Source organism: Propioniciclava coleopterorum, from assembly GCF_011393335.1.
GTDB lineage: Bacteria > Actinomycetota > Actinomycetes > Propionibacteriales > Propionibacteriaceae > Propioniciclava > Propioniciclava coleopterorum.
In genome coordinates this window covers 1,568,925-1,592,488 of record NZ_CP049865.1, presented here as the reverse complement: position 1 = coordinate 1,592,488, position 23,564 = coordinate 1,568,925, and the positions used below count along the sequence as shown (strand labels likewise).

The following is a 23,564-nucleotide window of genomic DNA, read 5'->3' as shown; positions in this document are numbered from 1 at the left end:
GAACGTCCGCTTCCATATGACACCCGGCACGACTCCGGGCCGAGGTCCACAGGTCGGTCATCAGGTATTTCCGTCAGCAGTCAGCCTGATCAAGCGGCGCATGCGGCTCGCATGAGGACCACGGCGACGGCGACGGCGCCGTTGACGGCGGACGCGACCACCGAATGCCAGCCCGACGCCCACGTTCTCCAACTGGAGCGGGTTGAGGAAAGCACCACCGAGGTCCACAGGATGAACGCCACAGCGACCAATATCATGATGCCTTCGATCACGGCGGAGGTGCTCGGCCCCGTCGCCGAGAGGCCGGTCCAACGCACAAATCGCCGACGCGCGCTCCGGTCAGTGGCAAGACCCACGCCAACTATCTGTCGGCGTTCCTCAGCTCCCTCCATGCCGCCACCGATCGCACCTCACAGAGCTGGTCAACTGGCGGCCTCCAAGCCCTCCACTCGCGCCCCACCAGCAGATCGGCCTCGCTGACCACGCGTTCGGGTTGCGGCCCGTGCACGGAATCGCCCTCCACGATCACCACGCGGGCTGGTGCACGGGACGTCGCCGAGCATCGCGCGTCGCCTCGGCCGCCTGCACCGGGAGCCCGTTCCCCTACTCCAACTCCTTGATGTAGGCCTTCATCTCCTCGATTTCCTTGCGCTGCGCCTCAATGATCGAGTCCGCCAACTCACGGACCCGCGGATCCTCGAGGTGGGCGCGCTCGCTGGTGAGGATCGCGATCGAGTGGTGCGGGATCATCGCCCGCATCCACGCGACGTCGCCGACGGTGGCCTGGGTGCGGACCAGGGCAAGGCCCGCACCGAACACCACGACAGCTCCCACCACGATCACCGCGTTCACCATCCGGTTGCGGTACATCCCCAGCATGAAGGTCAACATGACGACAGTCATGGTCGCCGCGGACATCATCGTCATGAAGAACCGCGTCCAACTCCAGAAGACGTGGTCGATCGAGTAAGTGTTCAGGTACATGACGATGTACATCACCACTGAAGAGGTCAAGATCATCAGACCGAAACGCACGTAAGTACCCAGGCCGGGGTCACTGGCCTTCCCCGAACGATCGTGTGAAGTGTGGCCTGTCCCCTGATGCGACGCCCGCTCTGAGGATCGATCGTCTTCGCTACTCATGGCATCTCCTTCGGATCACTAGGGTCTGTCAGATAAACGGTGTGTGAGGCCCGGCGGTTTCTAGTGAGTGGCTCTCTCGAACCTGCCTGCGAAGGTGATCGCGAAGGCGTTCAGGGCGGGCTTCCACCTGACGACCCAGCGTGCCTTTCCGTGGCCGGTGGGGTCAAGCGATCGGGTGGTCAGGTACACCCCGTTGGACACCGAACAGCTGCGCGTGGGAGGGGCCGGCAGCCTGTCTACCCACCCAGCAGTTGTCGGGCTCACGCAGTTCGTGTTCCAAGAGGTTGCGAAAGAGTTGAGCGAGACCCCGCCACGATCCGTTCGCCCGGGCGTATGGGACACGCTTCTCCACGAACTCGCGACCGATTGGTAGTGGTTACAGTCGTGCACTCTCATGCCGCGGGGCGGGAGCACGATTGCGCTCCTGGCGCTGGTCGGGACTGAGGGATCGAACTAGCTGTGTGTGGTGTGTTCGCGTTGCGCGTGGTCGGGTGATTCGAGTTGGAAGGTGGAGTGCTCGACGCTCACGTCGAAGTGGTCGGCCACACACGCTTGGAGATCGGTCAGCATCTGGGCGGCGTGGCCGTCGGCGAAGCAGGCCTCCTCGACCACAACGTGGGCGGTGAGGACCGGCAGACCGGTGGCGATGGTGGAAGCGTGCAGGTCGTGCACCCCCACCACGTGCGGCACCTCCAGGATGTGACGACGGACCTCTTCGAGGTTCAACCCCGGAGGAGTGGACTCCAGCAGGATGCTCCCCGCCTCCCGCAGGATGGTGATCGCCCGCGGCACGATCAGGGTCGCGATCAGCATGCCTGCGAGGGCGTCGATCCGGGTCCACCCTGTCAGCGCAATGACGACCGCGCTCACGATCACCGCCACCGACCCGAGGGCGTCGTTGACGACCTCAAGGAAGGCGGCGCGCATGTTGAGGTTCGCACCGCGGCCCGAGCTGAGTACCAGCATCGAGACGATGTTGCCGACCAGACCGACGACGCCGAACACCAGCAGCCCGCCGGCGGTGACCTCCGGGGGCGTCCACAGGCGCCGAACACCCTCGACGAACGCGTACACCCCGACCCCGAGCAGGACCGCGGCTTGGGCTCCAGCGGCCAGCACTTCGGAGCGCCGCCAACCCCAGGTGCGTTCGGGGGTGGGTGGACGAAGGGCGAGGTTTGCGGCGATGAGCGCCATCAGCAGGCCCGAGGCGTCGGTGAGCATGTGGCCGGCGTCGACCAACAGCGCCAGGCTGTTGGTCCACCACGCGCCGATGAGCTCGGCGACCAGGATGGTGGCAGTGATCCCGAACGCGATCGCCAACTTGCCCCGATGGGTGCCCTGCGGCGCGTGGTCGTGGCCCGTGCTCACGCTGTCGCTCCTTGCAGGGCGGGCCTGTCGGCCAATGCGGTGAGGGTGGGCAGGTGGGTGGTGCGGCCCGCGCGGACACCGTTGGCGATCACGAACACCTCGGCCACCTCGTGAACCAGCACCACGGCCGCCAACCCCAGGACGCCGAAAAGGGCGAGCGGGATCAGGACCGCGAGCAACGCGATCGACAGGACCACGTTCTGCAGCATGATCCGGCGCGTGTAGCGGGCGTGATCGAACGCGTGCGGCAGGAGGCGCAGGTCGTCGCCCATCAGGGCGACGTCGGCGGTTTCGATGGCGACGTCGGTGCCCATGGCGCCCATGGCCACGCCCAAGTCGGCGCTGGCCAGCGCGGGGGCGTCGTTGACGCCATCGCCGACCATCGCCGTGACCTGGCCCCTTTCCCGCAGCCTGTGGATGATGGTCGACTTATCCTCGGGCCGCAGGTCGGCGTACACGTCAGTAATCCCGGCCTCGGCGGCGAGCGCCTGGGCGGTGGCCGTGTTGTCCCCGGTGAGCATCGCGACGGCGTAGCCGTGGGAGCGGAAGTGGGCGACGACATGGGCGGCTTCGGGGCGGAGTTCGTCGCGGACCGCGATCGCGCCGGTGGTCTGCCCGTCGACCTCGACGAGGACGGCGGTGGCCCCGGCTTGTTGCATCCGGTCGATGTCGCCGGCGAGTGGGCCTGCCTCGATCCAGCCGGGACGCCCCAACCTTAGGCTGTGCCCGTCCAGGGTGCCGGTCAGTCCGGCGCCGACGGCCGCCTGCACGTCGTCGGCGGTCGTGGTGGTTTCGGTGGCGGCGAGGATGGCCTTGGCGAGGGGGTGCTCGCTGCGTGCCTCAAGCGCGGCGGCCCAGGCGAGCACCTGCTCGCGGGTGTGCGGGCCGGTGGTTGTCACCTCGATGACGACGGGTTGGTTGCGGGTGAGGGTTCCGGTCTTGTCCAGGGCGACGGTGCGGACCTTGCCGAGGACCTCCATCGCGGCGCCACCCTTGACGAGGATGCCGCGCCGGCTGGCCGCCCCGATGGATGCCACGACGGTGACCGGCACCGAAATGGCCAGGGCGCAGGGGGACGCGGCGACCACCATGACCAATGCTCGTTGCAGCCACAGGCCGGGGTCGCCCACGGCGAAGCCGGCGACCACAGTCAAGGCCGCTGCAAGCAGGATCCCCGGTACCAACGGTTTCGCGATCCTGTCGGCGAGCCGTTGGGTGGTCCCGCGCCGGGACGACTCGGCCTCGACGATGTGCACGATTCGGGCCAGCGAGTTGTTGTCCGCGGTCGAGGTCACCTCCACCTCGAGGATGCCGGTGCCGTTGATCGCACCGGCGTACACCTCGTCGGAGGGGCCGACCTCGATCGGCATGGATTCGCCGGTGATCGCCGAGGTGTCCAAGGCTGTCCGTCCGGTGCGGATGACGCCGTCGGTGGCGAGCCGTTCGCCCGGCTTGACCACCATCAGGTCGCCCACGACGAGCTCGTCGGGATCGACGACGACCTCCACACCGTCGCGCAGCACGGTGGCCTGACGCGGGACCAGGTCGAGCAGGGCGCGCAGGCTGTGCCGGGTCTTGGCCAGCGAGTAGTCCTCCAGGCCTTCGCTGAGGGAGAACAGGAACGCCAGGGTCGCTGCTTCCTCGACCTGGCCCAGGAGAGTCGCGCCCACGGCGCCGATGGTCATCAGTAGACCAACCCCCAGCTTGCCCTTGGCAAGTTTCTTCAACGCACCCGGTACGAACGTCGACCCGCCGACCAGCAACGCCACCCAGCTGAGGACGAGCCTGACCGTCTCCCATCCGGCCAGGCCGGTCAGGAAACCGGCCAGCAGCAGGGCGCCCGATGCCAACCCGAACTGGATGTCGCGCACCTGCCACAGGTGCTCCACCGCGTCGTCGTCGTCGCTAGGCGCCTTGGCAATGGGGGCGTCACACCCGCACGCCGACATGCCTTCCTCGCGCTCGTCGCCGTGCGGATCCTCCTGCCCGCTCACCGGTCCGCCCCGACCGTGGCATGTACCTTCAGCTCTTCCGGTGTGGGGTTCGTCGTGGTGCCCACCCCGTAGTTCGGACACAACGCCACCCCCTGGCCGGTGGTAGCCAGCAGTCGCTCCGCTGCAGCCAATGCCGCCAGCAACTCCGGTGCGCTCACCAGCGAGAAGACCGATGCCCGCCCTTGTGGACGCGACGCCACGAGCCCGCACTCCCGCAAGCACGCCAGGTGGGCACTCACCGTCGATTGCGCCAACCCCAGGTGCTCGGTCAAATCGCGGACTCGATGTTCTCCGAAGATCAAGTGCTGCAAGATGGCCAGCCGAGACGGGTCGGACAGGCTGTGGAACAAGGCAGCCGCGACCTGCAGGTCGCCACCATCGGGCGCACTCTCAGCGCCAGTCGGTATCGTCATGTGACGATAGTAGCGTCATGCATCGTTAGTGTCGCGTGGTGCTCAAGCGGGACTGGCTGCCCGTTCCGTCGAGCCAGGCTATGAGGCCCGTTGAGCGGTCCGGGCCCTCGCTGAGGCCTGCGGCGCTGTCGACCATTGGGGATACCGGCTGAACATGGCATCGACGTCGTCTGGGTCCAGCCTGAGGATGCGGCCGCAGCGGTACACGGGGAGGACGCCCTCGGCGATCCGGCGGCGGATGGTCTTCACGCTGACCCCGATGCGCGCAGCGGCCGTGGGCAACGACTCGTAGGTTCGCATGGTCATGGCGCTGTCCCTTTCTGGGCCCACGTGGGCCTCTAGGGACACAAGACCAGCTCGACGAACTCCTGGCCGCAGCCCCGGCTCGGTCTCCGATGACTCCCCAGGTCGCTTCCTGGGCGAGCGACGAGCAGTCATCCCTTGTGGGAGCGGGGTTGCGCGCACCGCGAGGCCTTAACGGCACCAAGGTCAAGGCCAGGCCGTTCTTGTGCCGGACGGCTGGCCCGGTGACCGTGCCCAACAACCGCCCTGTCGCTGGGCACGGCCTCACGCGAACGTCACGCCTTGTGAAGAAGGAGTTAGGCCGTTTGCGTCGGGGGGCAGGCGGCGTCCGTAGCCCAACTCGCACGCACCGGTTCCCGTTCGGTGATTGGAACTGCACCCGGCCGCCCGTCAACCTGCCGCAGTCGGGGATTGGGCGGAAGGTGTGGTGGCCTGGATGAGCGCCCGTAGGTCCGCGTGGAGCTTGGCGTTGTTGAGCGTCCAGCGCGTGAGGCGCCGTCGGCGGTCCCTGAGGGGAGGGTCGCCGCTGACGTAGCCGTGGTCTTCGAGTTCATGGAGATTGCGAACGATCGTGGTGCCGGCGACGGTTCCCTCCAGCGCAGCGACCAGGCCGGGGGTACTCAGGGTGCCGCCGTGCTCAGCCAGCGCGACGGCGATGGCGAGCTTGACGCGGTTCATGCCCATGCCGACCAACGCGTCCAACCCGACAGGGAGCGGGGCGTCGGAGTAGGCAGGCACGCGCCCATTGTTTCAGTGGTCCGCGGCAAGGGGAGACGAGACACGATCAGCAATCTATACCGCTAAACGGTGTAGATGTGGTAACGTTCGGAAGGGATGGGGCTCGAAATCCCCAAGATCCATGCTTAGTCTTCCCGTACAAGATTCCGCCCTGGAGAGCTTGGAGCCAGTCATGGCCGCTTCTGAGATTGGCCGCACCCGCACCACCGCGGCCCGGCGCCACGGGCGCCAGACGCACTCCGGAGCTTGGGTGCTGCCGCTAGGCGCCGAGCTGTTCGACGAGCGCTGTGAGTGCGCCGTCCACTTCGCCAAGCACTCCCGGCAGGACTGCCGGAGGGAACGTTGCTGCGTTGAGTGCGCTCTTTGGCGCTACCCCTCCTGGGATCGACTTCACACGCTCGGCGTACGCGAGGACGGCGTTGGCGACGGACGGGGTCTGTGCCAGCGACGTCGGGTCTACGCCGAGGGTGACGTACCGCGCCGCTTGCCAATGGCTCCCTTCGGAAAGCACCCACCCGATCGCGAGTGGTTGGCGGCGATCAGGTGTGTCGATGCGCAGCGCCGCTCCGCGTGAGCGCCACTTCACCTCAATGCCGAGGGTCTCGCACCGTGCGATGATGCTGCGAACCGCGTCGCGGTATGCGGGATCTCCGATGCTGGAGAGGTACTCGGCCTCCTCGACATCCTTCCTTGCGCCTTCTGTTGTTGATCGGGCAGCGTTCCAGCGTGCTGGTGCTGCAACGACCTGGGTGGCGTGTGCGATGAGCTCTGCGCCGGTCAGCTGGATCACCTCCACGAGGTGAAGCGCCCGCGTCGCATGGTGGCGTTAAGGTAGTCGAGGCTGTTCTTCATCGAGTCGGTGAATCGCTGCGCGGCGATAACAAAGGCGAAATCGCCTGTTTGGAGCACCTCGGTGAGCCGTTCGAAGAGCGCCGTTCGATCATCACTGGTCAGGTCCCATGAGGTCCGCTCGATCGCCTCGGACAACGTTCGTGCACCGCGGAAGGCCGCGTCCACTCTCCCGCCGGCGAGATACCGTTGAACCACGCCGCGGTCGAAGTCCTCGACGCTGAGACGCCATAGATCCGAGCCATAGTCGATCGCCTGCGCCAAGGCATGGCGGAAATCAGGGTTCTGCGGGCCGGTCTTGAATTCGACAAGCACCAGGTCACCTGACCTCGCCAAACAAAGCAGATCGATATAGCCCGAGGCGAGACTCGTCTCCCTGCCCACCACCAAGAGATCCCCGTCGAGCCCGAGGTCGTCAGCCGGAATCAATTGGGGGCTCGTCTTCACTACCTCCTGGAGGTGGTGCTCGCTCGGCGCGGGCGCTTCAATCAGGTCGAACGACTGCTCAGAGCGCGTTACCAACACACGACGCGGCATCGGGCCTCCCTCTCGACCGCACTCTATCGGCAGCTCCTCCGGAGGCATCCAAGTCACAGCGACGGCCACTTGCCCGCTCCGAACGACCGCTTCTGCCGCTGCGGGCGCGCGGTTCCTCACTCGATCGGGGTCTGGTGGGCTGGTCCTGCCCGACGGGCGCAGCGTTCGTTGGTGTCAGCGGTTCGCACGGAGAGAGGTCCGCCATGCGTTCCAAGCTCCGGTCGCCCACAATGCCCAAGCCACGAGGACCGGCTGGAAGAAGAGCCTCACCAGTCGTGCCTCGTCACTGTTGAGCCCGAAGGCGTCTCGACGGGTCAGGTACTGCGCGACGTTGCCCGGGAAGACAGCCACGAAGAACGCCGCCGTCGCCCAGCCGAGCGCCGGACGCAGGGCACGCGGCGCCAAGAGAAGCACGGCCCCGAGTCCGACCTCGACCACGCCAGAGGCAACGACGACGAAGTCGGGGTCCAGCGGGATCCACGGCGGCACCTGAGCCTGGAACTCCTGCCGCAGGCTGGTGAGGTGACCGATCCCGGCAGTCGCCAAGAACCCGCCGAGCAGAAAGCGACCCCCGGTCCTGAGCGGGGAGGACCGGCCTTGGAGCGATTCGGCCGAGCGCGGCGACTTGGAGTCCATCCCCGAAGTATCGCGGTGGTTGGCACTTTCGGCATGGATCCGCACTCGCCTGGCGGGGCCCTGACGTACCGTCTGTGGGACCTCGGAGGCGCCAGATCAGCGGGATCTCACGGTGACGGCCAACGACCTGATCAGCCGCTCCTGGTGTGGAGGATCAGGTGGAAGGATCGTCCGGTGAAGGTCTTGGTGGTTGACGGGGCGAATGTCGTTGGTTCTGTCCCCGACGGTTGGTGGCGTGACCGGGCGGGGGCGGCTGCGAGGCTCCATGCTGGGCTCCAGAACGCGGACCTGTCGTTCGACTGGGTCGTCCTGGTGCTTGAGGGGAGCGCTGGAGCTGGCGTGCCGGAGGGCGAGGTTGCGGGTGTCACCACCGTGCACGCGCCAGGTGTGGGGGACGACGAAGTCGTCGCACAGTGCCGCGACCACACGGCAAGCGGCGACGCAGTCACGGTGGCATCGGCCGACCGTGGCCTGTTGTCACGGCTCGATCCCCTCGGCGTGACGACTCTCGGGCCGCGCGCGCTCCGGGCCGAGGTGGCCCGCCGGCGATAGCGGAGCACGACAGCGACCACTCGCATCCGCAGCGCCGCGCCGCGCCGCGCGTGGGAGAGTCACACACGCCGCGGATCCTGGTGCGGGAATACAGCCTGGTGGGTGTGGCGCGGGGGGTCATCAGGGCAGGTGGGCGCGGTTGAGTTCTGCCATGAGGGCAGGTCGGCGCCGGTAGGCCTCGCGCAGCCTGATGAGGTGGCTGACTGCTTCCTCGTTGTGCCCGGCCTTGTCGTACAGGGAGCGCGCCCGCACCAGCAGAGCGACGATTGACGGGTACTGCTTCGAGTTCGGAGTGGTGAGTTGCGCCTCTGCTTGGGCCAGGCACAACCGTGCGGCGCGGAGGGGGTAGTCGTCCTCGGAGGCGTCCACGAGTTCGCGCCAGGCCTGACCGGCACCGTGGGCGTCCGCTGCTGCCCAGGCGTCGGTGAGGTTCCCGTCGCTCAGGTGGAGCCAGATCAAATGGTGGCCGCCGGCGCCCGCGCGGCTGGTGGCCTCCTCGATGGCCCAAGTGCGTTGTTCGGCCAGGTCGCCTGACTCGTCGGCGACCGCGCACAACAGGCGGTAGGCGGTCTCGCTGAGGTCGACGGCGAACTGGTCTCGGGCCACCGCGAGGGCTGCGTCGGGACGCCCCGCGTCCAGGTAGGCGCGGGTCGCGACCGGCGCGGAAACCGTGGTGTGCAAGGCCTGCCATGGGTGGCCGACGGCGTGGGCTGCGACGGCACGGTCGAGCCAGTGCAGGGCCAACGCCGTCTGTCCGGCGGCCTGGAGCCGGCCCACGATCTCCCCGTAATAGGGGGTGGGTCCACACGACAGCAGGGTGACAGCGGCGTCGGTGTCCCCATCGTGGTCGGCCAGTTCCAGCAGCATGGCCGCCACCTCATCGCGGTACGGGTCACCCGCCGGCGCGTTACCAGCGAGTGCGGCGACCCTGTCGCGGTAGGCCACCCAGGCCGGGTCGTCCAGGGCGTGGGCGACGGTAGCCAGAGTCAAGGACGGCCAGCCGTACTCCATCCGGAACCCGAGTATCCAGCGGGCCAGCGCGGTGGGGTCGGGGTGTCCCTCCACTGCGCGGGCATACAGTTCGCAGGCGCGCTCGGCGACACCCACGAGTGCGCCAGCGTTGTCGCTTGACTGACCCAGGTCGCCGATCCGGGCGAGGAGGTGCTCCAGCACCTGTCCGACAATGGGGTGTGCGCCCTGGTCGAGGTGGCGTTCCAACTCGTCGAGGACCTCGTCCACGGCTGTGATGCCGTCATCATCGTCCTCGTCATAGGAGAAGGGATCGCCATAATCGAGGTCGACGCCCGAGATGGCGGCGTCGACCATCCTGACGAGCTCGGTTTCGACGTGGGTGTTGTCGGGGGTGGCCAGCAGCTGCAGCGCGCGCATGGCCTCGGGACTGTAGGACGCCAACACCAGCACAAGCTCGCGCACCGACAGGTCATCCAGACCGGCGAGGAACTCCTCCACCTCCGCGCTGACCGGGTGTCGGACGCCGTCCGCGCCGATCACCGTGCGCATGGCCATCGTCGTTCGCCGTGGCGAACGGAAACGCCGTGCGGGGGAGACGTCATCCTCACCTCTCCGAGATGGTGGACGGTCAGCGTGGGTGGCCAGCGACGGCGCCCCGGGTCCTACCCACCCCCAGGAGAACACACAGGGCGCGCCGCTGACCCCACGAGACTACACGCGGCAGGCGATCCCGCTCGGGGGCGTCGAATGTCGGGATTCGAGCGCGGCCGCGAGGGGCGCCTGGCTTCCTGGCTGCTGCTCGTTCCCCCATCTGGGCCACCTCGCACGCCGCCCATCCAGTGATCCCGATTTGGGCGTTGCCGGTGCGTGCGATGACGCTAACGGCGTCCCGATGCAGGGGTAGGAGGGCCCATCCATGGCAGCCCGCTCATCAGGCTGACGCTCTGGTGCTTCGACGGGCGAGCCACTTGGGGTTGTTGTCGATGATCTGTTCGGTGCGGGCGGGGATCTCGGTAGGGGCCTCATCTTCGTCGTCGCTGCGGTCGAAGACGTTCTCGCGGAGCAGTTGTTCGGCGGCGCGATGGTGTCCTTGGGACGCAAGCGCGGCGGCGAGATCCAGCTGGGCGGTCTCCTCGGCTGGCGCGACACGGACGGCGAGCTGGGCAGCTTTTTGGGCCGCGGCGTGGTCGCCCAGGGCGAGGCTGGCAGTCGTGACGAGGTGGGTAACGTCGACGATCGAGCACAGGAGGACCTGGTCGAGCCGCTGCCCTTCGCTGAGCCAGGTGCCACCGTTCCGGCGGAGTTGTCCGAATGGCGTGCCGCTGACGAGACTCAGGGCCCGACGAAGGTCGTCCAGGCCGGCAGAACCTCGCGCCTCACCCCGCGCGCGGAGGCGACGGAACAGGTCCGCGTCGACCAGAAGGTCTTCGACTTGATAAGCAGCTCGTCCTCGGACGCTCGCTGCTGTGGTTTGGCGGCTGTCGGGCACGTGCGGACGGCCGGTGCGCGGGTTGACGCCCAGCCAGGTGCGGAGGGCGAGGACGTCCTTGCGGACGCGTCCGGAGGGGATGCCCATGGCGTCGGCGACTTCCTCAGTGGTAGCGCCGTGCGGGCGGGTGGCCAGGAACGCGAGCAGTTCGCTGAAGTAGGGTTTGCGGTCCACGGCTGCGGTTGGCGTCCCGGTGGGGGCGACCCGGACGGTGAGGGGACCCAGCAGCATCAGCTTGGGCAGGTCGCAGCTCGGATCGAACCACGTGCTGACGTCGTCGTCGAGGGTCGGGTCGTCTTGTTCAACCAGCTCGCGGACGCTCTCGGGGATGTGGGGGGCGAGGGCGGTCAGGTCGTCAGGAGTGACGGCCGCGGCGTCGACGTAGACCTCATCGATCTCGGGCAGCACGTTGGTGACAGGCTCGTCAGGGACTTGGTCACGCGCGACGATGTGCTCCGGCAACAGTTGGCCTGCTTGGTTGGTGTGGGCCCTCCATCCCTCGGCAGGTTCGGGGTGCTGGGGGTACTCGACGTCGGGCTCGTCGGCTTGGGCGAAGATCGCGGCGCACCCGGCCGTATCCCGTGCGGTGAGCCCGGCGGCGGTCAGCGTGAGCCCGACCCCGGGCAGCTGAAGGCGGCCGTCACCTGTGACCCGGAGCACCTCAGCGTCGATGTCTTCGTGACCTCCGTCGACGTCGATCATCATGAGCGCGGTGCCTGTCTGGCGGGGTTGGTCGTTGAGGAGACGGGCCAGTTGTTCGGTGAGGTCGGTGCGGTCTGTGTCCAGGAGGAGGAGCCGGCTGTCCCACAGGGGGTCGTCCAGCAGAGTGGCGCGGCCGGTGTGGATGTCCAGACCGGCTTCGCGAGTGCGGTCGATCATGGCGACGGTGTCGGCAATGACGTGAGCGGTGATGTCGGCCGTGTCGTGGTGGCGGACGCGTCGTCGGTTGAAGGCGACGGCTTCGGCAGCGATGCCCACGCATTCGACGTGGACGTCTCGGGTCCAGGGGTGGACCGCGAGCTCAGCTGCGGCGTGGCGGACGAAGTCGCGTGCCCGATCGGGGTCGCCGATGACACGAAGGACGCCGGCCTCTTCGAGGTTGTACAGCCAGCGGTGGCCGCCCTCGTCCAGGCCGAGGGTGACCAGCTGCGGGTAGGGCGCGGGTAGTGCACCGTCGAGCGGACCCACCTCGACGAGGTCGCTCTGGATAGGGAGTTCCCAGCGCAGCCGGTCCGGGGCGTGCCGCCAGGGTTCGCGTAGGTCGGCCGGGTCGGCGAGATGCAGCCGGATCACGTCGTCGGCCTGTTCCACGGCGGCGAGGTGAGGCATGGGCTCGCCGGCTCGACCGCGACGGGACGCCAGGCGCCGGAGTGCTTCGTCGAGGAAGGCGACGTCCAGCGCGGCCGAGGCACCTTCGGTACGCAGCGTCTTGTCGATCGGGTCGAGTGCGGGGGGCGGGGTGGCGATCATCCGGCCGGGACGCCGGGCGCGCAGTTGTGCGGCACGGCGGTGGCCCAACGCCACCCAGAGAGATCCGGCCAGGAGGCTGCCCGCACCGACCAGCCCGGGCACCAGCCAGCCGGGAATGGGTGCCGCCTCGTCCACGGTCACGGTGGAGGTGTCGGCCGCCTCGACGGCTCGGGTCGTCTGCACCGGCGCCGGTTCGGGGGCGGACGGGATGGGCGATGCTGCAGGCATCACCGCCGGTTCAGCTGGCGCGGGGAGCTCGTGCGTGACTGGCTCTTCCACGACCGGCTCCGGAGTCACCGCGTCGCGCGTCGGTTGGGTGGGTGGTGCAACTGGTGCCAGATTCTGGCCAGTGTCGGGTCTCGGCTGAGGGATCGCCAAGGTCCAGCCGACGTCGATGACGTCAGGGTTGGTGAGGTGGCGGCCGCCGGGTTGCGTGATGGTCCGGGACGCCTCGACGATCTTGGGGAACGCTTGGGCGTCGCCGAGGTGGTCGTGGGCGATCTCGCTGAGGGTGTCGCCCTCGCGAACCGTGTAGGTCTCGGTGGGAGCTTGGTTGGTGGTGGAGTCGGTGCCGCCGACGGGGAGGGCCAGGACCCAGCCGGCACGAAGGAAGTCGTCTCCCTTGCCGTCGAGGAGGCGGGTGTTGAGGGCGGCGATCTCGGTGTAGCGGCGTCCGTTGCCGAGTTCGGCGGCTGCGATCGACCACAGCGACTCGCCGCGCTTGACGGTGTGCTGCCTGGTCTGAACCGGAGGCGCGGTGTCCTCGACGGTGTGAGGCGCCGTGTGGGAGGCGGTGACCTGCGGCGTGGGAGGCGCGGTCACGATGGACGTGGGCGCCGGGAGGGGATCGGCATACGCGAGCGTGGGGCCTGGCAGGGCAACGAACAGGGCCGCCGCGGCCGCGACGAGCTGGCGGGCGGCGACCTGCGGCAGGTGGAGGCCGGGTAGATCGCGGGGTTGGACGCCGCGGATCCGGGTCACGATCTCCAAGAGGATCAGTCCTGCCAGCATCGCCCACGTGACCCAGCCGAGGGCCTTGATCACCACCAGCGCGAGAGTGCCGTCATCGCGTCGCAGGAGCAGGGCAACCACGTCGCTCCAGTCGGTGATGGTCGGCAGGTTGCCGAGGCCAACTTGGAGCAGGAGGGCGGGCAGGCCGACAAGCAGGACGGCAATGCCCACGGTGGCGGCCAGTCCGGTGAGTCGTTGCCGGATCATCGTTCGGTGCCTTGCACAGCGCGGACCAGTCGGGCCGTGGAGTGGCCGGTGACGGTGAGGGAGCGCACGCCGATCGAGGTGAGGAACATCGGGGTGTAGCTGTCGGTCACGGTGACCTCCAGGACGTTCCCGGACCGGACACCCACGCTGCCCGTGACCCCGGCTTGAGCGAGGTAGGCCGATGCAGCTTGCTTGGCGGCCGCGACGTCGACGGTCGGGGTCTGGCCGCGGACGGCTTGGGCGGCCGCGACTTCCTCCCCGGCGGTGCGGGCAGCTTGGGCGGCGAGACTGCGGGCCCGCTGCTGGGCATGGACGTGACCACCGAGATCGACGGCGATCCCGACGCACAACACCATCGTCAATGCGGCCAACGCGAGCCAGACGCTCACCGAGCCGCGCTCGTCATGGCAACGTCGAGTGCGAACGGTCATGGGGTCACCTTCCCCGGTAGGTGTCCAAGGGGCTGGACATGGTGGCAGTGATGGTCTTGGTGCCGCCGAGTCCCGGCAGCCCGATGTCGTCCAGTCGCAGCGCGCAGGTCACGGTCGTGGACACCTGTCCCGGCGTCCCCACCGGGGTGCCGAACGCCGCGGTGTCGACACTCACCGAAGTGGTGGCGCAGTCGAGGTCCTGGTTGGCCAAGCTGCTGTGGGCAGCATGGCTCGCATTGCTGCGTGCTGCGGCCGGGGTCCGGGCGATGGAGGCCGATCGAGCGGCGTCCGCGGCGGCGGCCTGAACGGCTTGTTGGGCGATCGCGGTGCGGCCACCGAGGACGAGCAGGCCGACCAGCAGCAGCAGCGCGGGGACGCCGATGACGGCTTCGACCGCGGCTGACCCCGCTCGTCCCGCTTCATTCTGGGCATTATCGGGTGATCCGTTCGACGGGAAGACTGGCGGAACGTTCCACCGTGGGGGTCCAGCCAGGTACGAGGCTCAGGCTGGACCCACGGACGGTGATGGTGACGGTAACGGCCGTGCGTGATCCGGTGATCGCGACGGAGCTCAGGGAGTCCCCAGCGGTGTCGGTCACGAACGCGGTCGCTGCGGAGGTTCCCGCAGCGAGGGTGGCGTTCTCGCGCGCGGCTGCGCGGGCGCCCTCTTGGGCCGCCGCCAACGCGAGCGTGCTGGCGTGGTAGTACACCGCTCCTTGGACGCCGCTGAAGAGGATCAGCAGCAGCAGCGGCATCAGGACGACCAACTCGACCGACGCGGAACCGCGCTCGTCGGCGCGGAAGGACCGGGGACCCTTCACGATGCTGCGTTCAGCCGAGGGCGGCGATCTTGCCCTGGGCGTACGCGGTGATCGCGGCGCCGATCGCGATGGCCAGCAGCACGACTGCCGCGGTGATCACGGCCTGTTCGGTGCTGACACTGCCGCGCTCGTCGCGGAGCTTCGGGTCGAGCCAAGCCTTGATCAGCAGGAACGTGGTCATCAGGCGGGTGGTCAACATGGGGTTTCCTCTCGGTTGGGTTGGGTTGTTGCGGGAGGTCAGGAGGTCAACAGGCGGAGCAGGGGCGGGGTGACGAGCAGGGCGATGAAGACGACTCCGAGCAAGCTGCCGGGCACCACCATCCGTTCGGACAACTCGTTCGCCTTGCCCTGGGCGTTGGTGAGCAGGGCGGTGCGGAGCGCCGTGGAGCGAGCCCTGAGGGTGGCGTACACCTGGGCGCCCTCCTCCCGGACAGGCGCATGATGTCGGCCAGGTCGGCCAGTTCTGGGACGCCGACCTCGTCAGCCAGCGTGGTGAGCGCGTCCCAGGGTGCTTGGCCGGACCAGCGGGATCGGGCGAGTTCTTCGCCGACGCGGTGGAAGACCCAGCTGTGGCCGATGCCGGCGGCCGCTTCCATCGCCTGCCTCGGCCCCGAGCCGGAGTTGCGTTCGAGGGCGACCAGGTCGACGTACGCGCCCAGCGCGCGGTGGAACTCCAGCCGGCCCCGTTTGGCATCGTCACGGACGTTCAGGTTCGGTAGGAACCACAACGCCCCAGCCAGGGCGAGGCTCGCGGCCACGGGCACGACCACCGGTACCTGGAAGCCGAATAGTCCCACCACCAACACCAGCACGCTGGGGAACACCAAGCCGAGCAGCGCGAAGGTGATCTTCTCACCGTAGTAGCGCGGCAGGCTGATGCGCAGCAGCGCTAGTTCCCGGTTGGGCACCCTGCCCCACACACCGCCCGGCAGGTTCCGCATCGCCCAGAGGCCGACACGCTCCTTGCCGCCGGTGACCGGCACGTCAACGGCGCCGCGCCGGCGGCGTCCGTAGGTGGGCGACAGCCGCTCGACGACGTCGCCCAGGTCCGGCGCAGCGGGCACGAGCCGCCACACCGCGAGTACCAGCCCGAGGGTGATCAGTGCGCCGGAGGCAAGGGCGAGTTGGGCGCCAGTCATGACGCCCTCCCCGCACGGTCCGCCACCAGATCGACTTCAGCGGCGAAGCCTTGGCTTTCGCCGAGGAACCGCGGGAGGGGCTCACCCACCGACATCCGCCGTAGCCAGACCAATGTGCCGGCGTACGCGCCCAGCAACACCGCCAGCAGTGCTTGGCCCAGCGGGGTGCCATAGGGGGCCATGAACTGGCCGTTGAAGGCGAGGAACCCGAGCACCCCCAGAGTGATCAAGGTGACGTTGCGGGCGGTGGCGCGGGGCTTGGCCCGGTCAGCTTCGACCTTGCGGCGGGCGGTGACGTCGTCGGCCACCGACTCGGCCAACCCCTGCAGCACGCTGGCCAGGCCGGCGCCGCGTCGCCGGGCACCCAGGATCAGGTAGGCGGCCACCAGGTCCCCGGTCGCGTCGTCCAGCTCGTCAGCGAACTTCAGCAGGGCGTCCTCGGTCGACCAGCGGGCACGCAGCCGGGCTACCAGCCTGGACACCTCCGGCTTGATCGGTTCGGGGGTGGAGCGCAGGGTGGCGACCAGTGCCTGCTCCAACCCGACCCCGACGGTGAGGACGCCGGCGAGGTTCCTCGTCCACTCCGCCATCGCCTCGAGGCGTTCGATCTGGGCCGTCTCAGCCGGGGACCGCAACAGGCTGGGCAGACCGACCACGGCCAGCGGGATCGCCACCACCGCGACCAGCCAGCCCGACAGCACCGCGACCAACGCGCCGGCGCCGAAGCCGACCAGCGCCAACACGCGGGTGCGGGTCGGGATCTTCCGGACGCGCCGCCGCAGGGCAGCGGTTCGGCGCGGGTTGGTGGGCGGGGCCACCGGGCGGGGGCGGAGTGACGCGATGACACCCAGGACGCCAGCGGTCACCAAGGCGCCGGAGAGCGCAGCGAGGAGGGCGGTCATGCGATCACACCGCTCGAGCGTGCCTCGGTGAGGAAGCCAGCCAGGTCGAACCCGTGACGCTCCAGCCGCCGCAACTCGTCCGGGAGCGTGTGCGCGACCGCGACCCGGCCCTCATGGGCGTCGAACACCGTGGTGGTGGCGTAGCCGAGGTCCTTCTCGCCGGGGCTGATGGCGACGATCTCGGACACCCACCGGTGGCGCCGTTCGGTGCCGTCCGGCAACTCCTCGACCTCCATGTCCAGCTGCACGATCAGGTTGATGGTTTCGGCGAGCTTGCGGGTGGCCAGCTCGTGGGTGACCTGCGGCCCAAACTCCATCGCGCAGGTGACGAGCTTTCGCATTGCACCGCGCGCGTTCACGCTGTGGGTCGTCGAGATCGACCCCGACCCGGACTCCATCGCCTTGACCATCAGCCAGGCCTCCGGGCCACGGACCTCCCCCACGATCGTGCGCCCCGCCGTAAACCGAAACGAGTCGTGCAGGGCCTCATTCAGCGTGAACTCCCCCGACTGTCGACCGTCCGGGCCGCGTTCCCCCGAGCCGGGCCGCGACTGCCACGCGTACACGATCTTGTGCCGGTCCGGCATCTCGTGCAGACCCAGCTCGAACTCCGACTCCAGCGTGGCGATCGACTCCTTGGGGTCGAATGCGCCACACAAGGCGCGGGCCATCGTCGTCTTCCCGAACCCCTGCGCCCCCGCCACCACGACCGACAACCTGGCCCGGACCGCTGCGGTCAGGAACGACGCGGTCAACGGCGACAATGCCTGACGATCAACCAGGTCCTGCAGGCTGACCTCGGTGAGCCGGTGCCGGCGGATCAACACGAGCGGCCGTGGGCTCACCCAGGCGGTGGCCGCCAGCCTCGACCCGTCATCCAGCTGGAGGTGCAGTTTTGGCTGGGCCTCGCTGAAGGGGCGAGCCGAAATTTCCGACCGGGACGCCAGGAAGGTCAGGAAGTCCGTCAACTCCTGGTCCGAGTCAGCGACCGGCGGTCCCGGGACCCGGCTGCCGTCGGCCAGGTCAAGCCACACCCCGTCGAACCCGACGATGGAGATGTTCTCGATCCTGTCATCCTCGATCAAGGGCTGCAGGCGACCCATGCGGAACAAGGCGTTGAAGATCGCCTGCGCCAACTCGTCCTGCTGGACAGGCGTCCACGATGGCCGGCCGGCGGTCACGGCGTCCGCTGCCGCAGCCTCCAGCAGCTCCACGATGATCGAGCGGCCCAAAGCCTCCTGAGCGGCCTTGTCCAGGTGCAGCCGATCGCCGCCGAGCTGCTTGGTCAACAACTCCGAGGCCTGTGACCGGAACGCGGCCACCAACTCCCAATCCACCTCAGATCCCGTGGCGCGGCGCGGGGTGGGCGTGCCCGAAGGCTCGCCGGCGGGCACGGCATGCAGCCCGGAAGCCGATCGCGGCCGAGCCGGCCGCCCCACGTGCTCCTCACCGGCGTCAGCGCGCCGGGCGCGGGACGCGAACAACGGCAACGACCGCGGGTCGGGTCGCCTCTCGTCAAGGGGCAGCGTCATCGGGAACCTCCCAAAGTCTGCGGAACAGAACGGGCCAACCACGCCAGCGGGGACACCGGACGACCCACTCCTGCTGAGGCGTGGACGCGGATCGCCTCTCCCAAGGCCGACAACCCCGAGCGCAATGGAGCGCGCCTGGAGAAGGAGCCGCAGGCCCTGGACAAGACCGCGGCCGAGCGGCGGTCCCACGGCAGGGTGCCCACCAAGGCAGACCCAGCGCGTCGGACACCTCGCGGGCCGAGTACGGGTGGCCCTCACCAATCACCACCACGCCCACGCGGGTGGCGGTGGCCTCGGTCTGGTCGCGGAGGGTCTCGGCCCACGACGTGGCCGCGATCACCGCGGGCAAGGTGCTGCGCGTCAACAGCAACGTCAGGTCCGCGCCGTACAACAGTGGGGCCGGAGAGCCGACCAAGCCGAGGCGGCCCGCGTCGACCAACACGTCCTGTCCGGTTGCCTCCAGATCCCGTAACGCATCCAACAGCACCGGCCACAAGGTGGTCATGCTGCCTGCCTGGGCGTGGGAGCGGCTGCCGGGCAGCAGCCGAGCCTGCGAGCCAGGCAGATCGAGGAGCTGGTGCGGCAGCTCGGCGGCAACCAGGTCCTCACGTTGGGCCATCGCCAATTCGATCAGGCCGCCGTCGTGGGCGACCTGGCCTTGGAAGTAGCCGGCCAAGATCCCCGACCCGCCCGTCGGGTCGGCCTCCACCAGCACCACCGGACGCGGCCAGCACAGCGCGAGGCCCACGGTCGTGGTCGACACCCCCGGGGAGCCGGAGCCTGCCGTCAACGCGATGATCGCCATGGCCGACTCACCGCTCCCTGGAATCAAGCACCAGAGCCACCTTGCCGGTGGCCGCCCGCGCCGCCAGATCCGCCGCGGCCTCCGCAGGGACCACCACATCGACGATCGTCTGGTCGCCCGTCTCCGACGGATGCACGCCCACCACGGTCGCCGAGACTGTCACCGGTGCATCGGCGACCTCACCCTGGGCGCCAGGGGTCTGCACGACGCGCACCGCGTCGCCCGGCGCGATTGGCTCAGCTGGCAACATGCCCGGCGCAAGGCCGACGCCCACCACCGAGGTTCCTCGTGCCGGCAGCACCGAGGTGGCGAAGTCGCTGGGGGTGAGCAGGCCGCCGGGTGCGAGGTCGAGCGCGGCTCGTTGGCCGGCGACGGCGTCCGCTTGGGTGGCTGCCACTGTCTGGACTGCCGGGTCAAGGCTGACCCGCACCGTCATCAGGTCGTCGCGGTCGATCACCTCACCGCGATGTACCAGCGTGCGAACCGCGAGGACTTCGGTGGTGTGGCCGGCGGCGGTCCACAACCACAATCCGCCCAGCGAGCCGAGGACGATGGTGGCGACCGACACCAGCAGGGCGACGGGTCGTCGGCGCAACTTCGGTGGCGTGGCCAGCGCCGGCGGTTCCTGAGCCGGCGCGGCGGCCGGCTTGGTGGTGGACGGGCGGGTGGTCACTGACATGGGGTGGCTCGCTCTCGTGGGGGTGCGTGCACGGAAGGGGGAGGGCTCGGTCAGCCCGTCGTGAGGACCTGCAATTCTCCGACCGTGATCGTGGTCGCTTGGTTCAAGGTGACGGGGATCGTCCCGGATTGGCCCATGCCCGACCATGCCACCGACCACTGCGTCTCGGCCTGGACGGTGTAGGTGCCCGGCTTGCTGTACGTGTAGCCGCAGGTGGGTGAGTCGCTCTTGCCGAACCGGTCTTCATAGGCAGTGCCCGGCCCGGCGCAGACCACCACGGCGCCGTCGCCCATCTGCCAGCGGACCCGCTGGACCTTGGCCGTTGCGGTCACGGTCACTCCGGACGCCGACGCGCTGCGGGTGATCGGGCCCCACGACTGCGCGTCCGGGCTGGATGCCCACAACCAGACCGGCATCCCGACCAGACCCACCGAGCCCGGTCGGTCCTCCGGCACGATCCCGATCGAGATCGGCCTCAAGTTCATGCTCGCGATCGCCTGTTGCGCCAACACGACGGGATCAGGACCCGCGGGGCGGTGGCGGACCAGAACCTGTACTGAAGCCCGCCAAAACCCCCTGAACGTGGGAGCGAGCAGTCGTAAATGGCGCCGTCGGTGTGGCCTTCCCAGGCAGGCGCGGTGGCCGGTGGCTGGGGGTTGGTGAGCTGGACGTAGCAGCTCTTGGAATCCGACCACCAGCCGAATTCGGCATCTTGGCAAGGCATGGGGATCGAACCGTAGGCGCAGGTTCGGGGTGCCGACTCCCCGCTTCCGCCACCGCCGCTGAGCGGTGTCTTGCCAGACCGACCGGGGTTGGTGGCGGTGATCTTGCACTGGCGGCCGTCCCACTGAGCGTCGGAGCCGCAGTCCACCGGCGGCCCGGCCGCGATCGCCGGGACGGCTCCCAGAAGCACCGATGCGACAGCCAACCCGATCGCCGCGAACGCGCGGGTCAGCATGTGCCCAGCACTTCGTCTTGGTCGACCCGCAGGGCCCCTGACCTTTCCACCACGACCGAGCGGTGCTGGAAGCGGTACGGCGGTGCTGTGACGTTCTTGCCGGAGGGGTCCACCAGCTTGGTGTCACTCGTGTCGACGCAAGCGGTGACGGTCCACGTGGGAACGCCCTGGCTGTTGTTCCCGGACGGCTGGGCTGACTGGAGCTCAACAACCGAACTGCCCGACCCGGTGAGCTGCTCGAGTCGGTAACCGGTGAGGTTCTTGCGGAAGAACTCCAACGCCTCACCGGACGCCACGGTGTCGAGGTCCTGCAGTGATGCTTGGGGGTCATTGGTCAAGCGATCAACGACTGACCAGAGGTTCGTCACGGCCTGCTTGGCGTTGGCGAGGTCCTGCTCAGCCGGCGACAGCGTCGGAGCGGTCTGCGTCGGCGTCGGAGCGACGGATGCGGAAGGGCTCGATGCTGGCGCAGCCGTGCAGGCAGCCATCACGGGCGCTAGCGCGAGCGCGAGCAGGGCCCGTCCGAGGGTGTTCTTGTTCACCATGGGGTTTCTCCTTCACCTACCAGAAGTAAGGAGGAGGGCCGTTGGCGGACACCCCGGGGCAAAATTCTTTGAACGACTTCGTTCACTCGAGCCGGGGGTGACTCGGCCAGGGAGCCCTGGTCCTGTTCTGTTGAGCGTCGTCCTGGGGGACAGTGCCCCGAATGTAGGCCGCGAAATCGGTGCGGCTTCGGGCGTCCCACGGAGTGACACCAGTCCCACTAGCGTTTCTGGTCGGCGGCGAAGCGTCCGTCGAGCGGCCGCAAAGTCAGCTCGTCCGTTGTGACGTCGGGGGTGGGGAGGCCATGAACGCGCTTGTCGGACGCGTTGGGAGCCACGCTGAGACCGCACCGTGCGCAGCTGCTCGACTTCGGTGCACCACCAAGCCCACAGGGTCCGCTCGACGGCGTAGAGGTCGGCTCGTCGCTGCCCTACTCCGTTGGTTCCCAGGGCGATCGCGACTTGGTCAATCTGCGCGGTGTCAACGCGCCGCCAGCATCGCTCGCGCCACTCAACCAGGCCGACCGAATTCAACCGATCAAGCATGATGGTCGTCTTGTCGATTGACCACCCCAGAAGGTAGGAGCACTCCGCGGCGTCCATCGGTTCCCTCAAGCGTCCGTAGAGGGTGCCGGCGTCGGGGCCCAGGCCACCGTTGGTGGCGAAGGCATCGTGTGCGTTGTCGTTCAGCCGGTCCGCGAGCTGGTTGAGGAGCGCGGAGCGCAGGGCGGAGCCGGTGCCAGCGGGGCGCGGGTCCGCTTGTGACAGCAGCTCGCTGATGCGGCTGTGGACGGCGCCGCCCGGGTCGATGGACCAGCGAGCACCGCGGCGCCCGGCGGCGGACTGGGTTCGGGTGATCCAGCCGTCGGTCGTCAGCGCGAGCAGGGATCGCCGGGCGGTCTCGCGGTCGAGGCCGCAGGTCATTGCCAGGCGGCGGATGTCGGCCTCGACCTCGTCGGGACGGACGCCTTGGAGGTGGAACAGGCACAGCGCATCCAGGACGCGCCGCTGCGCGTGGCACGCTCGGGAGCGGCCCCACCGACCGGCAGTGGCGTCCGCTCGACGCTGCACGGTGCGGACGAGTTCTGTGACGACCTCAGCGCGGGTGTCGAAGCCCTTATCGGTGCCCTCAATGGCTTGGCCGGGGCCGAGTTGGGCGACTGCCTGGACGGCGCGGGTCCACTGGCGGCGCAGCATCGCCGTTGGGGACGCTGGCCCGCGTGTCGGGCGTGGCATCCGGGTTGCCCCCGCGCGGAGGGTGCGGGCGTGCTCGAGCCCTGGCGCGTCGGCGAGCGCCAAGACGTCCCTGAACCGCCAGCGGGCCGCCGCTGCGCCGCAGAGCACCCGCCACAGCACGGTTGACAGGTCTCCGGTCGGGGTCGCCTCCAGCAGCCCTCGGCAGGACGCTGAGAGGGCCCGCTTGGTCCCGGGCAGGAACGGCATTCCGTCCACCACCGCAACGGGACGGGATCGCGTCGGCTGGGTCGCCGGCTCGACTGCATGGACGTGGTCGGCGACCCGGCTCATCAGCGCGTGGATCTGGCCTGTGGTGACGGTGGGTTCGGTGAGCACCGCCACCGATCCGGCGATCACTTGCGAGTTACCCCCGAGGCGATGCGGTGCACCCGGGGGGCGCGCGCATCCCGAAGTCGGGTTGGTCAGCGGTGCGACATCGAGGGAGGGCAGCCAGGCCTTCAGCAGGTACGCCAGGGCGCGGACCGCCTCGGCGTCCAGTGCGTCGCGCAGTCCGATCCACACGTGCCGGCCGCCCGTGGGTCCGGACGCGCACACCAGGTGCTCGATCCCCAGTTCGGACACCAGCTCGCCGAACTGAGTGGCGTCCGCGGCGGCGGCCTCGGACGAACCGTTAGCGTCCAAATCGACGCACAACAGTCGATAGCGACCGGTCGCGTCGGCGAGGTGCACGGCCCACGGCGTCCGGGGTCGTGCCCCTGCGATGGGATGGACCAGCGGGTAGCTGTTGAGCGGCTGACCATCGCCATCCACCCCTGCGGAGCGCACCACGCGTCGCGGGCTGATCCGACCAGTCAACACCCAAGCGTCGACCTCCCC

At 68.9% G+C, this 23,564-nt stretch carries 25 protein-coding genes; 1 reads left to right on the top strand and 24 read right to left on the bottom strand.

Annotation, left to right across the window (positions count from 1 at the left end):
• Positions 1–89: 89 nt before the first annotated feature.
• The 10 genes from G7070_RS07700 to G7070_RS07650 all read right to left on the bottom strand — a co-directional run bounded on the left by G7070_RS07700 (position 90) and on the right by G7070_RS07650 (position 7,981).
• A complete protein-coding gene (locus G7070_RS07700; protein WP_164987540.1) occupies positions 90–272 on the bottom strand; it encodes a hypothetical protein in 183 nt (60 codons plus the stop codon).
• Positions 273–603: 331 nt separating this feature from the next.
• Positions 604–984: a DUF305 domain-containing protein gene (locus G7070_RS07695; RefSeq protein WP_206080018.1), complete on the bottom strand. Its 381-nt coding sequence runs from the start codon at positions 982–984 to the stop codon at positions 604–606.
• 612 nt (positions 985–1,596) lie between these two features.
• The gene (locus G7070_RS07685) at positions 1,597–2,511 is read right to left on the bottom strand and encodes a cation diffusion facilitator family transporter (protein WP_166233252.1); all 915 of its coding nucleotides are present in this window, start codon (positions 2,509–2,511) and stop codon (positions 1,597–1,599) included.
• Positions 2,508–4,460, bottom strand: coding sequence for a heavy metal translocating P-type ATPase (locus G7070_RS07680; protein WP_166235100.1), 1,953 nt, complete (start codon positions 4,458–4,460; stop codon positions 2,508–2,510). Before G7070_RS07680 ends, G7070_RS07685 begins: the two co-directional genes overlap by 4 nt.
• A gap of 41 nt (positions 4,461–4,501) precedes the next feature.
• Positions 4,502–4,918, bottom strand: coding sequence for an ArsR/SmtB family transcription factor (locus G7070_RS07675; protein ID WP_166233251.1), 417 nt, complete (start codon positions 4,916–4,918; stop codon positions 4,502–4,504).
• Between the two features lie 78 nt (positions 4,919–4,996).
• Positions 4,997–5,218, bottom strand: a complete 222-nt coding sequence (locus G7070_RS07670; RefSeq protein WP_223202753.1) for a helix-turn-helix domain-containing protein — start codon at positions 5,216–5,218, stop codon at positions 4,997–4,999.
• 393 nt (positions 5,219–5,611) lie between these two features.
• Entirely contained in the window at positions 5,612–5,959 is a 348-nt protein-coding gene (locus G7070_RS07665) for a hypothetical protein (protein ID WP_166233249.1), read from the bottom strand.
• A gap of 259 nt (positions 5,960–6,218) precedes the next feature.
• A complete protein-coding gene (locus G7070_RS07660; RefSeq protein ID WP_166233248.1) occupies positions 6,219–6,749 on the bottom strand; it encodes a hypothetical protein in 531 nt (176 codons plus the stop codon).
• Complete coding sequence (locus tag G7070_RS07655; RefSeq protein WP_166233247.1) at positions 6,746–7,345, bottom strand: PDDEXK family nuclease; 600 nt, start codon at positions 7,343–7,345, stop codon at positions 6,746–6,748. The genes G7070_RS07660 and G7070_RS07655 overlap by 4 nt, the downstream gene beginning before the upstream one ends.
• A gap of 174 nt (positions 7,346–7,519) precedes the next feature.
• Positions 7,520–7,981 carry a DoxX family protein gene (locus tag G7070_RS07650; RefSeq protein WP_206080017.1) on the bottom strand — a complete coding sequence of 154 codons (462 nt, stop codon included), beginning with the start codon at positions 7,979–7,981 and terminating at the stop codon, positions 7,520–7,522.
• Positions 7,982–8,155: 174 nt separating this feature from the next.
• On the opposite strand from G7070_RS07650, the gene G7070_RS07645 reads away from it, so the two are divergent.
• Positions 8,156–8,533 (top strand): hypothetical protein, encoded by a 378-nt coding sequence (locus tag G7070_RS07645; protein ID WP_166233246.1) that lies wholly within the window; start codon positions 8,156–8,158, stop codon positions 8,531–8,533.
• A gap of 120 nt (positions 8,534–8,653) precedes the next feature.
• Here the strand turns inward: G7070_RS07645 and G7070_RS07640 are convergent, their stop codons facing one another.
• From G7070_RS07640 to G7070_RS07575, 14 genes are all read right to left on the bottom strand, one after another.
• A complete protein-coding gene (locus tag G7070_RS07640; RefSeq protein ID WP_166233245.1) occupies positions 8,654–10,054 on the bottom strand; it encodes a hypothetical protein in 1,401 nt (466 codons plus the stop codon).
• 382 nt (positions 10,055–10,436) lie between these two features.
• The gene (locus tag G7070_RS07635; RefSeq protein ID WP_166233244.1) at positions 10,437–13,682 is read right to left on the bottom strand and encodes a LysM peptidoglycan-binding domain-containing protein; all 3,246 of its coding nucleotides are present in this window, start codon (positions 13,680–13,682) and stop codon (positions 10,437–10,439) included.
• Positions 13,679–14,113 carry a TadE/TadG family type IV pilus assembly protein gene (locus G7070_RS07630; RefSeq protein ID WP_166233243.1) on the bottom strand — a complete coding sequence of 145 codons (435 nt, stop codon included), beginning with the start codon at positions 14,111–14,113 and terminating at the stop codon, positions 13,679–13,681. Before G7070_RS07630 ends, G7070_RS07635 begins: the two co-directional genes overlap by 4 nt.
• A 4-nt stretch (positions 14,114–14,117) precedes the next feature.
• Positions 14,118–14,462, bottom strand: coding sequence for a pilus assembly protein (locus G7070_RS07625; protein WP_246227784.1), 345 nt, complete (start codon positions 14,460–14,462; stop codon positions 14,118–14,120).
• An 82-nt stretch (positions 14,463–14,544) separates the two neighbouring features.
• Positions 14,545–14,934: a TadE/TadG family type IV pilus assembly protein gene (locus G7070_RS07620; RefSeq protein WP_246227488.1), complete on the bottom strand. Its 390-nt coding sequence runs from the start codon at positions 14,932–14,934 to the stop codon at positions 14,545–14,547.
• A 10-nt stretch (positions 14,935–14,944) separates the two neighbouring features.
• A complete protein-coding gene (locus tag G7070_RS07615; protein WP_166230675.1) occupies positions 14,945–15,133 on the bottom strand; it encodes a hypothetical protein in 189 nt (62 codons plus the stop codon).
• Positions 15,134–15,179: 46 nt separating this feature from the next.
• The gene (locus G7070_RS07610; RefSeq protein ID WP_246227486.1) at positions 15,180–16,073 is read right to left on the bottom strand and encodes a hypothetical protein; all 894 of its coding nucleotides are present in this window, start codon (positions 16,071–16,073) and stop codon (positions 15,180–15,182) included.
• On the bottom strand, positions 16,070–16,975 hold the full coding sequence (locus tag G7070_RS07605) for a type II secretion system F family protein (RefSeq protein WP_166233242.1): 906 nt from the start codon (positions 16,973–16,975) through the stop codon (positions 16,070–16,072). Before G7070_RS07605 ends, G7070_RS07610 begins: the two co-directional genes overlap by 4 nt.
• On the bottom strand, positions 16,972–18,297 hold the full coding sequence (locus tag G7070_RS07600; protein ID WP_246227781.1) for a TadA family conjugal transfer-associated ATPase: 1,326 nt from the start codon (positions 18,295–18,297) through the stop codon (positions 16,972–16,974). The genes G7070_RS07605 and G7070_RS07600 overlap by 4 nt, the downstream gene beginning before the upstream one ends.
• Positions 18,298–18,490: 193 nt before the next feature.
• Complete coding sequence (locus tag G7070_RS07595) at positions 18,491–19,312, bottom strand: hypothetical protein (RefSeq protein WP_166233241.1); 822 nt, start codon at positions 19,310–19,312, stop codon at positions 18,491–18,493.
• A 7-nt stretch (positions 19,313–19,319) separates the two neighbouring features.
• Positions 19,320–19,985, bottom strand: a complete 666-nt coding sequence (locus G7070_RS07590) for an SAF domain-containing protein (RefSeq protein WP_206080016.1) — start codon at positions 19,983–19,985, stop codon at positions 19,320–19,322.
• A 56-nt stretch (positions 19,986–20,041) separates the two neighbouring features.
• Positions 20,042–20,503 carry an ATP/GTP-binding protein gene (locus G7070_RS07585; RefSeq protein WP_166233240.1) on the bottom strand — a complete coding sequence of 154 codons (462 nt, stop codon included), beginning with the start codon at positions 20,501–20,503 and terminating at the stop codon, positions 20,042–20,044.
• A 439-nt stretch (positions 20,504–20,942) separates the two neighbouring features.
• A complete protein-coding gene (locus G7070_RS07580) occupies positions 20,943–21,494 on the bottom strand; it encodes a hypothetical protein (RefSeq protein WP_166233239.1) in 552 nt (183 codons plus the stop codon).
• A 12-nt stretch (positions 21,495–21,506) separates the two neighbouring features.
• Positions 21,507–23,516, bottom strand: coding sequence for a hypothetical protein (locus G7070_RS07575; RefSeq protein ID WP_166233238.1), 2,010 nt, complete (start codon positions 23,514–23,516; stop codon positions 21,507–21,509).
• Between the last annotated feature and the right edge of the window lie 48 nt (positions 23,517–23,564).

What these genes read in the sequence shown, in the direction of transcription:
- G7070_RS07580 (WP_166233239.1), bottom strand. Translation starts at nt 21,494, where the DNA reads ATGGTGAACAAGAACACCCTCGGACGGGCCCTGCTCGCGCTCGCGCTA.
- G7070_RS07635 (WP_166233244.1), bottom strand. Translation starts at nt 13,682, where the DNA reads ATGATCCGGCAACGACTCACCGGACTGGCCGCCACCGTGGGCATTGCC.
- G7070_RS07655 (WP_166233247.1), bottom strand. Translation starts at nt 7,345, where the DNA reads ATGCCGCGTCGTGTGTTGGTAACGCGCTCTGAGCAGTCGTTCGACCTG.
- G7070_RS07595 (WP_166233241.1), bottom strand. Translation starts at nt 19,312, where the DNA reads ATGGCGATCATCGCGTTGACGGCAGGCTCCGGCTCCCCGGGGGTGTCG.
- G7070_RS07605 (WP_166233242.1), bottom strand. Translation starts at nt 16,975, where the DNA reads ATGACCGCCCTCCTCGCTGCGCTCTCCGGCGCCTTGGTGACCGCTGGC.
- G7070_RS07680 (WP_166235100.1), bottom strand. Translation starts at nt 4,460, where the DNA reads ATGTCGGCGTGCGGGTGTGACGCCCCCATTGCCAAGGCGCCTAGCGAC.
- G7070_RS07615 (WP_166230675.1), bottom strand. Translation starts at nt 15,133, where the DNA reads ATGTTGACCACCCGCCTGATGACCACGTTCCTGCTGATCAAGGCTTGG.
- G7070_RS07610 (WP_246227486.1), bottom strand. Translation starts at nt 16,073, where the DNA reads ATGACTGGCGCCCAACTCGCCCTTGCCTCCGGCGCACTGATCACCCTC.
- G7070_RS07675 (WP_166233251.1), bottom strand. Translation starts at nt 4,918, where the DNA reads ATGACGATACCGACTGGCGCTGAGAGTGCGCCCGATGGTGGCGACCTG.
- G7070_RS07640 (WP_166233245.1), bottom strand. Translation starts at nt 10,054, where the DNA reads ATGCGCACGGTGATCGGCGCGGACGGCGTCCGACACCCGGTCAGCGCG.
- G7070_RS07650 (WP_206080017.1), bottom strand. Translation starts at nt 7,981, where the DNA reads ATGGACTCCAAGTCGCCGCGCTCGGCCGAATCGCTCCAAGGCCGGTCC.
- G7070_RS07670 (WP_223202753.1), bottom strand. Translation starts at nt 5,218, where the DNA reads ATGCGAACCTACGAGTCGTTGCCCACGGCCGCTGCGCGCATCGGGGTC.
- G7070_RS07695 (WP_206080018.1), bottom strand. Translation starts at nt 984, where the DNA reads ATGTACCTGAACACTTACTCGATCGACCACGTCTTCTGGAGTTGGACG.
- G7070_RS07630 (WP_166233243.1), bottom strand. Translation starts at nt 14,113, where the DNA reads ATGACCGTTCGCACTCGACGTTGCCATGACGAGCGCGGCTCGGTGAGC.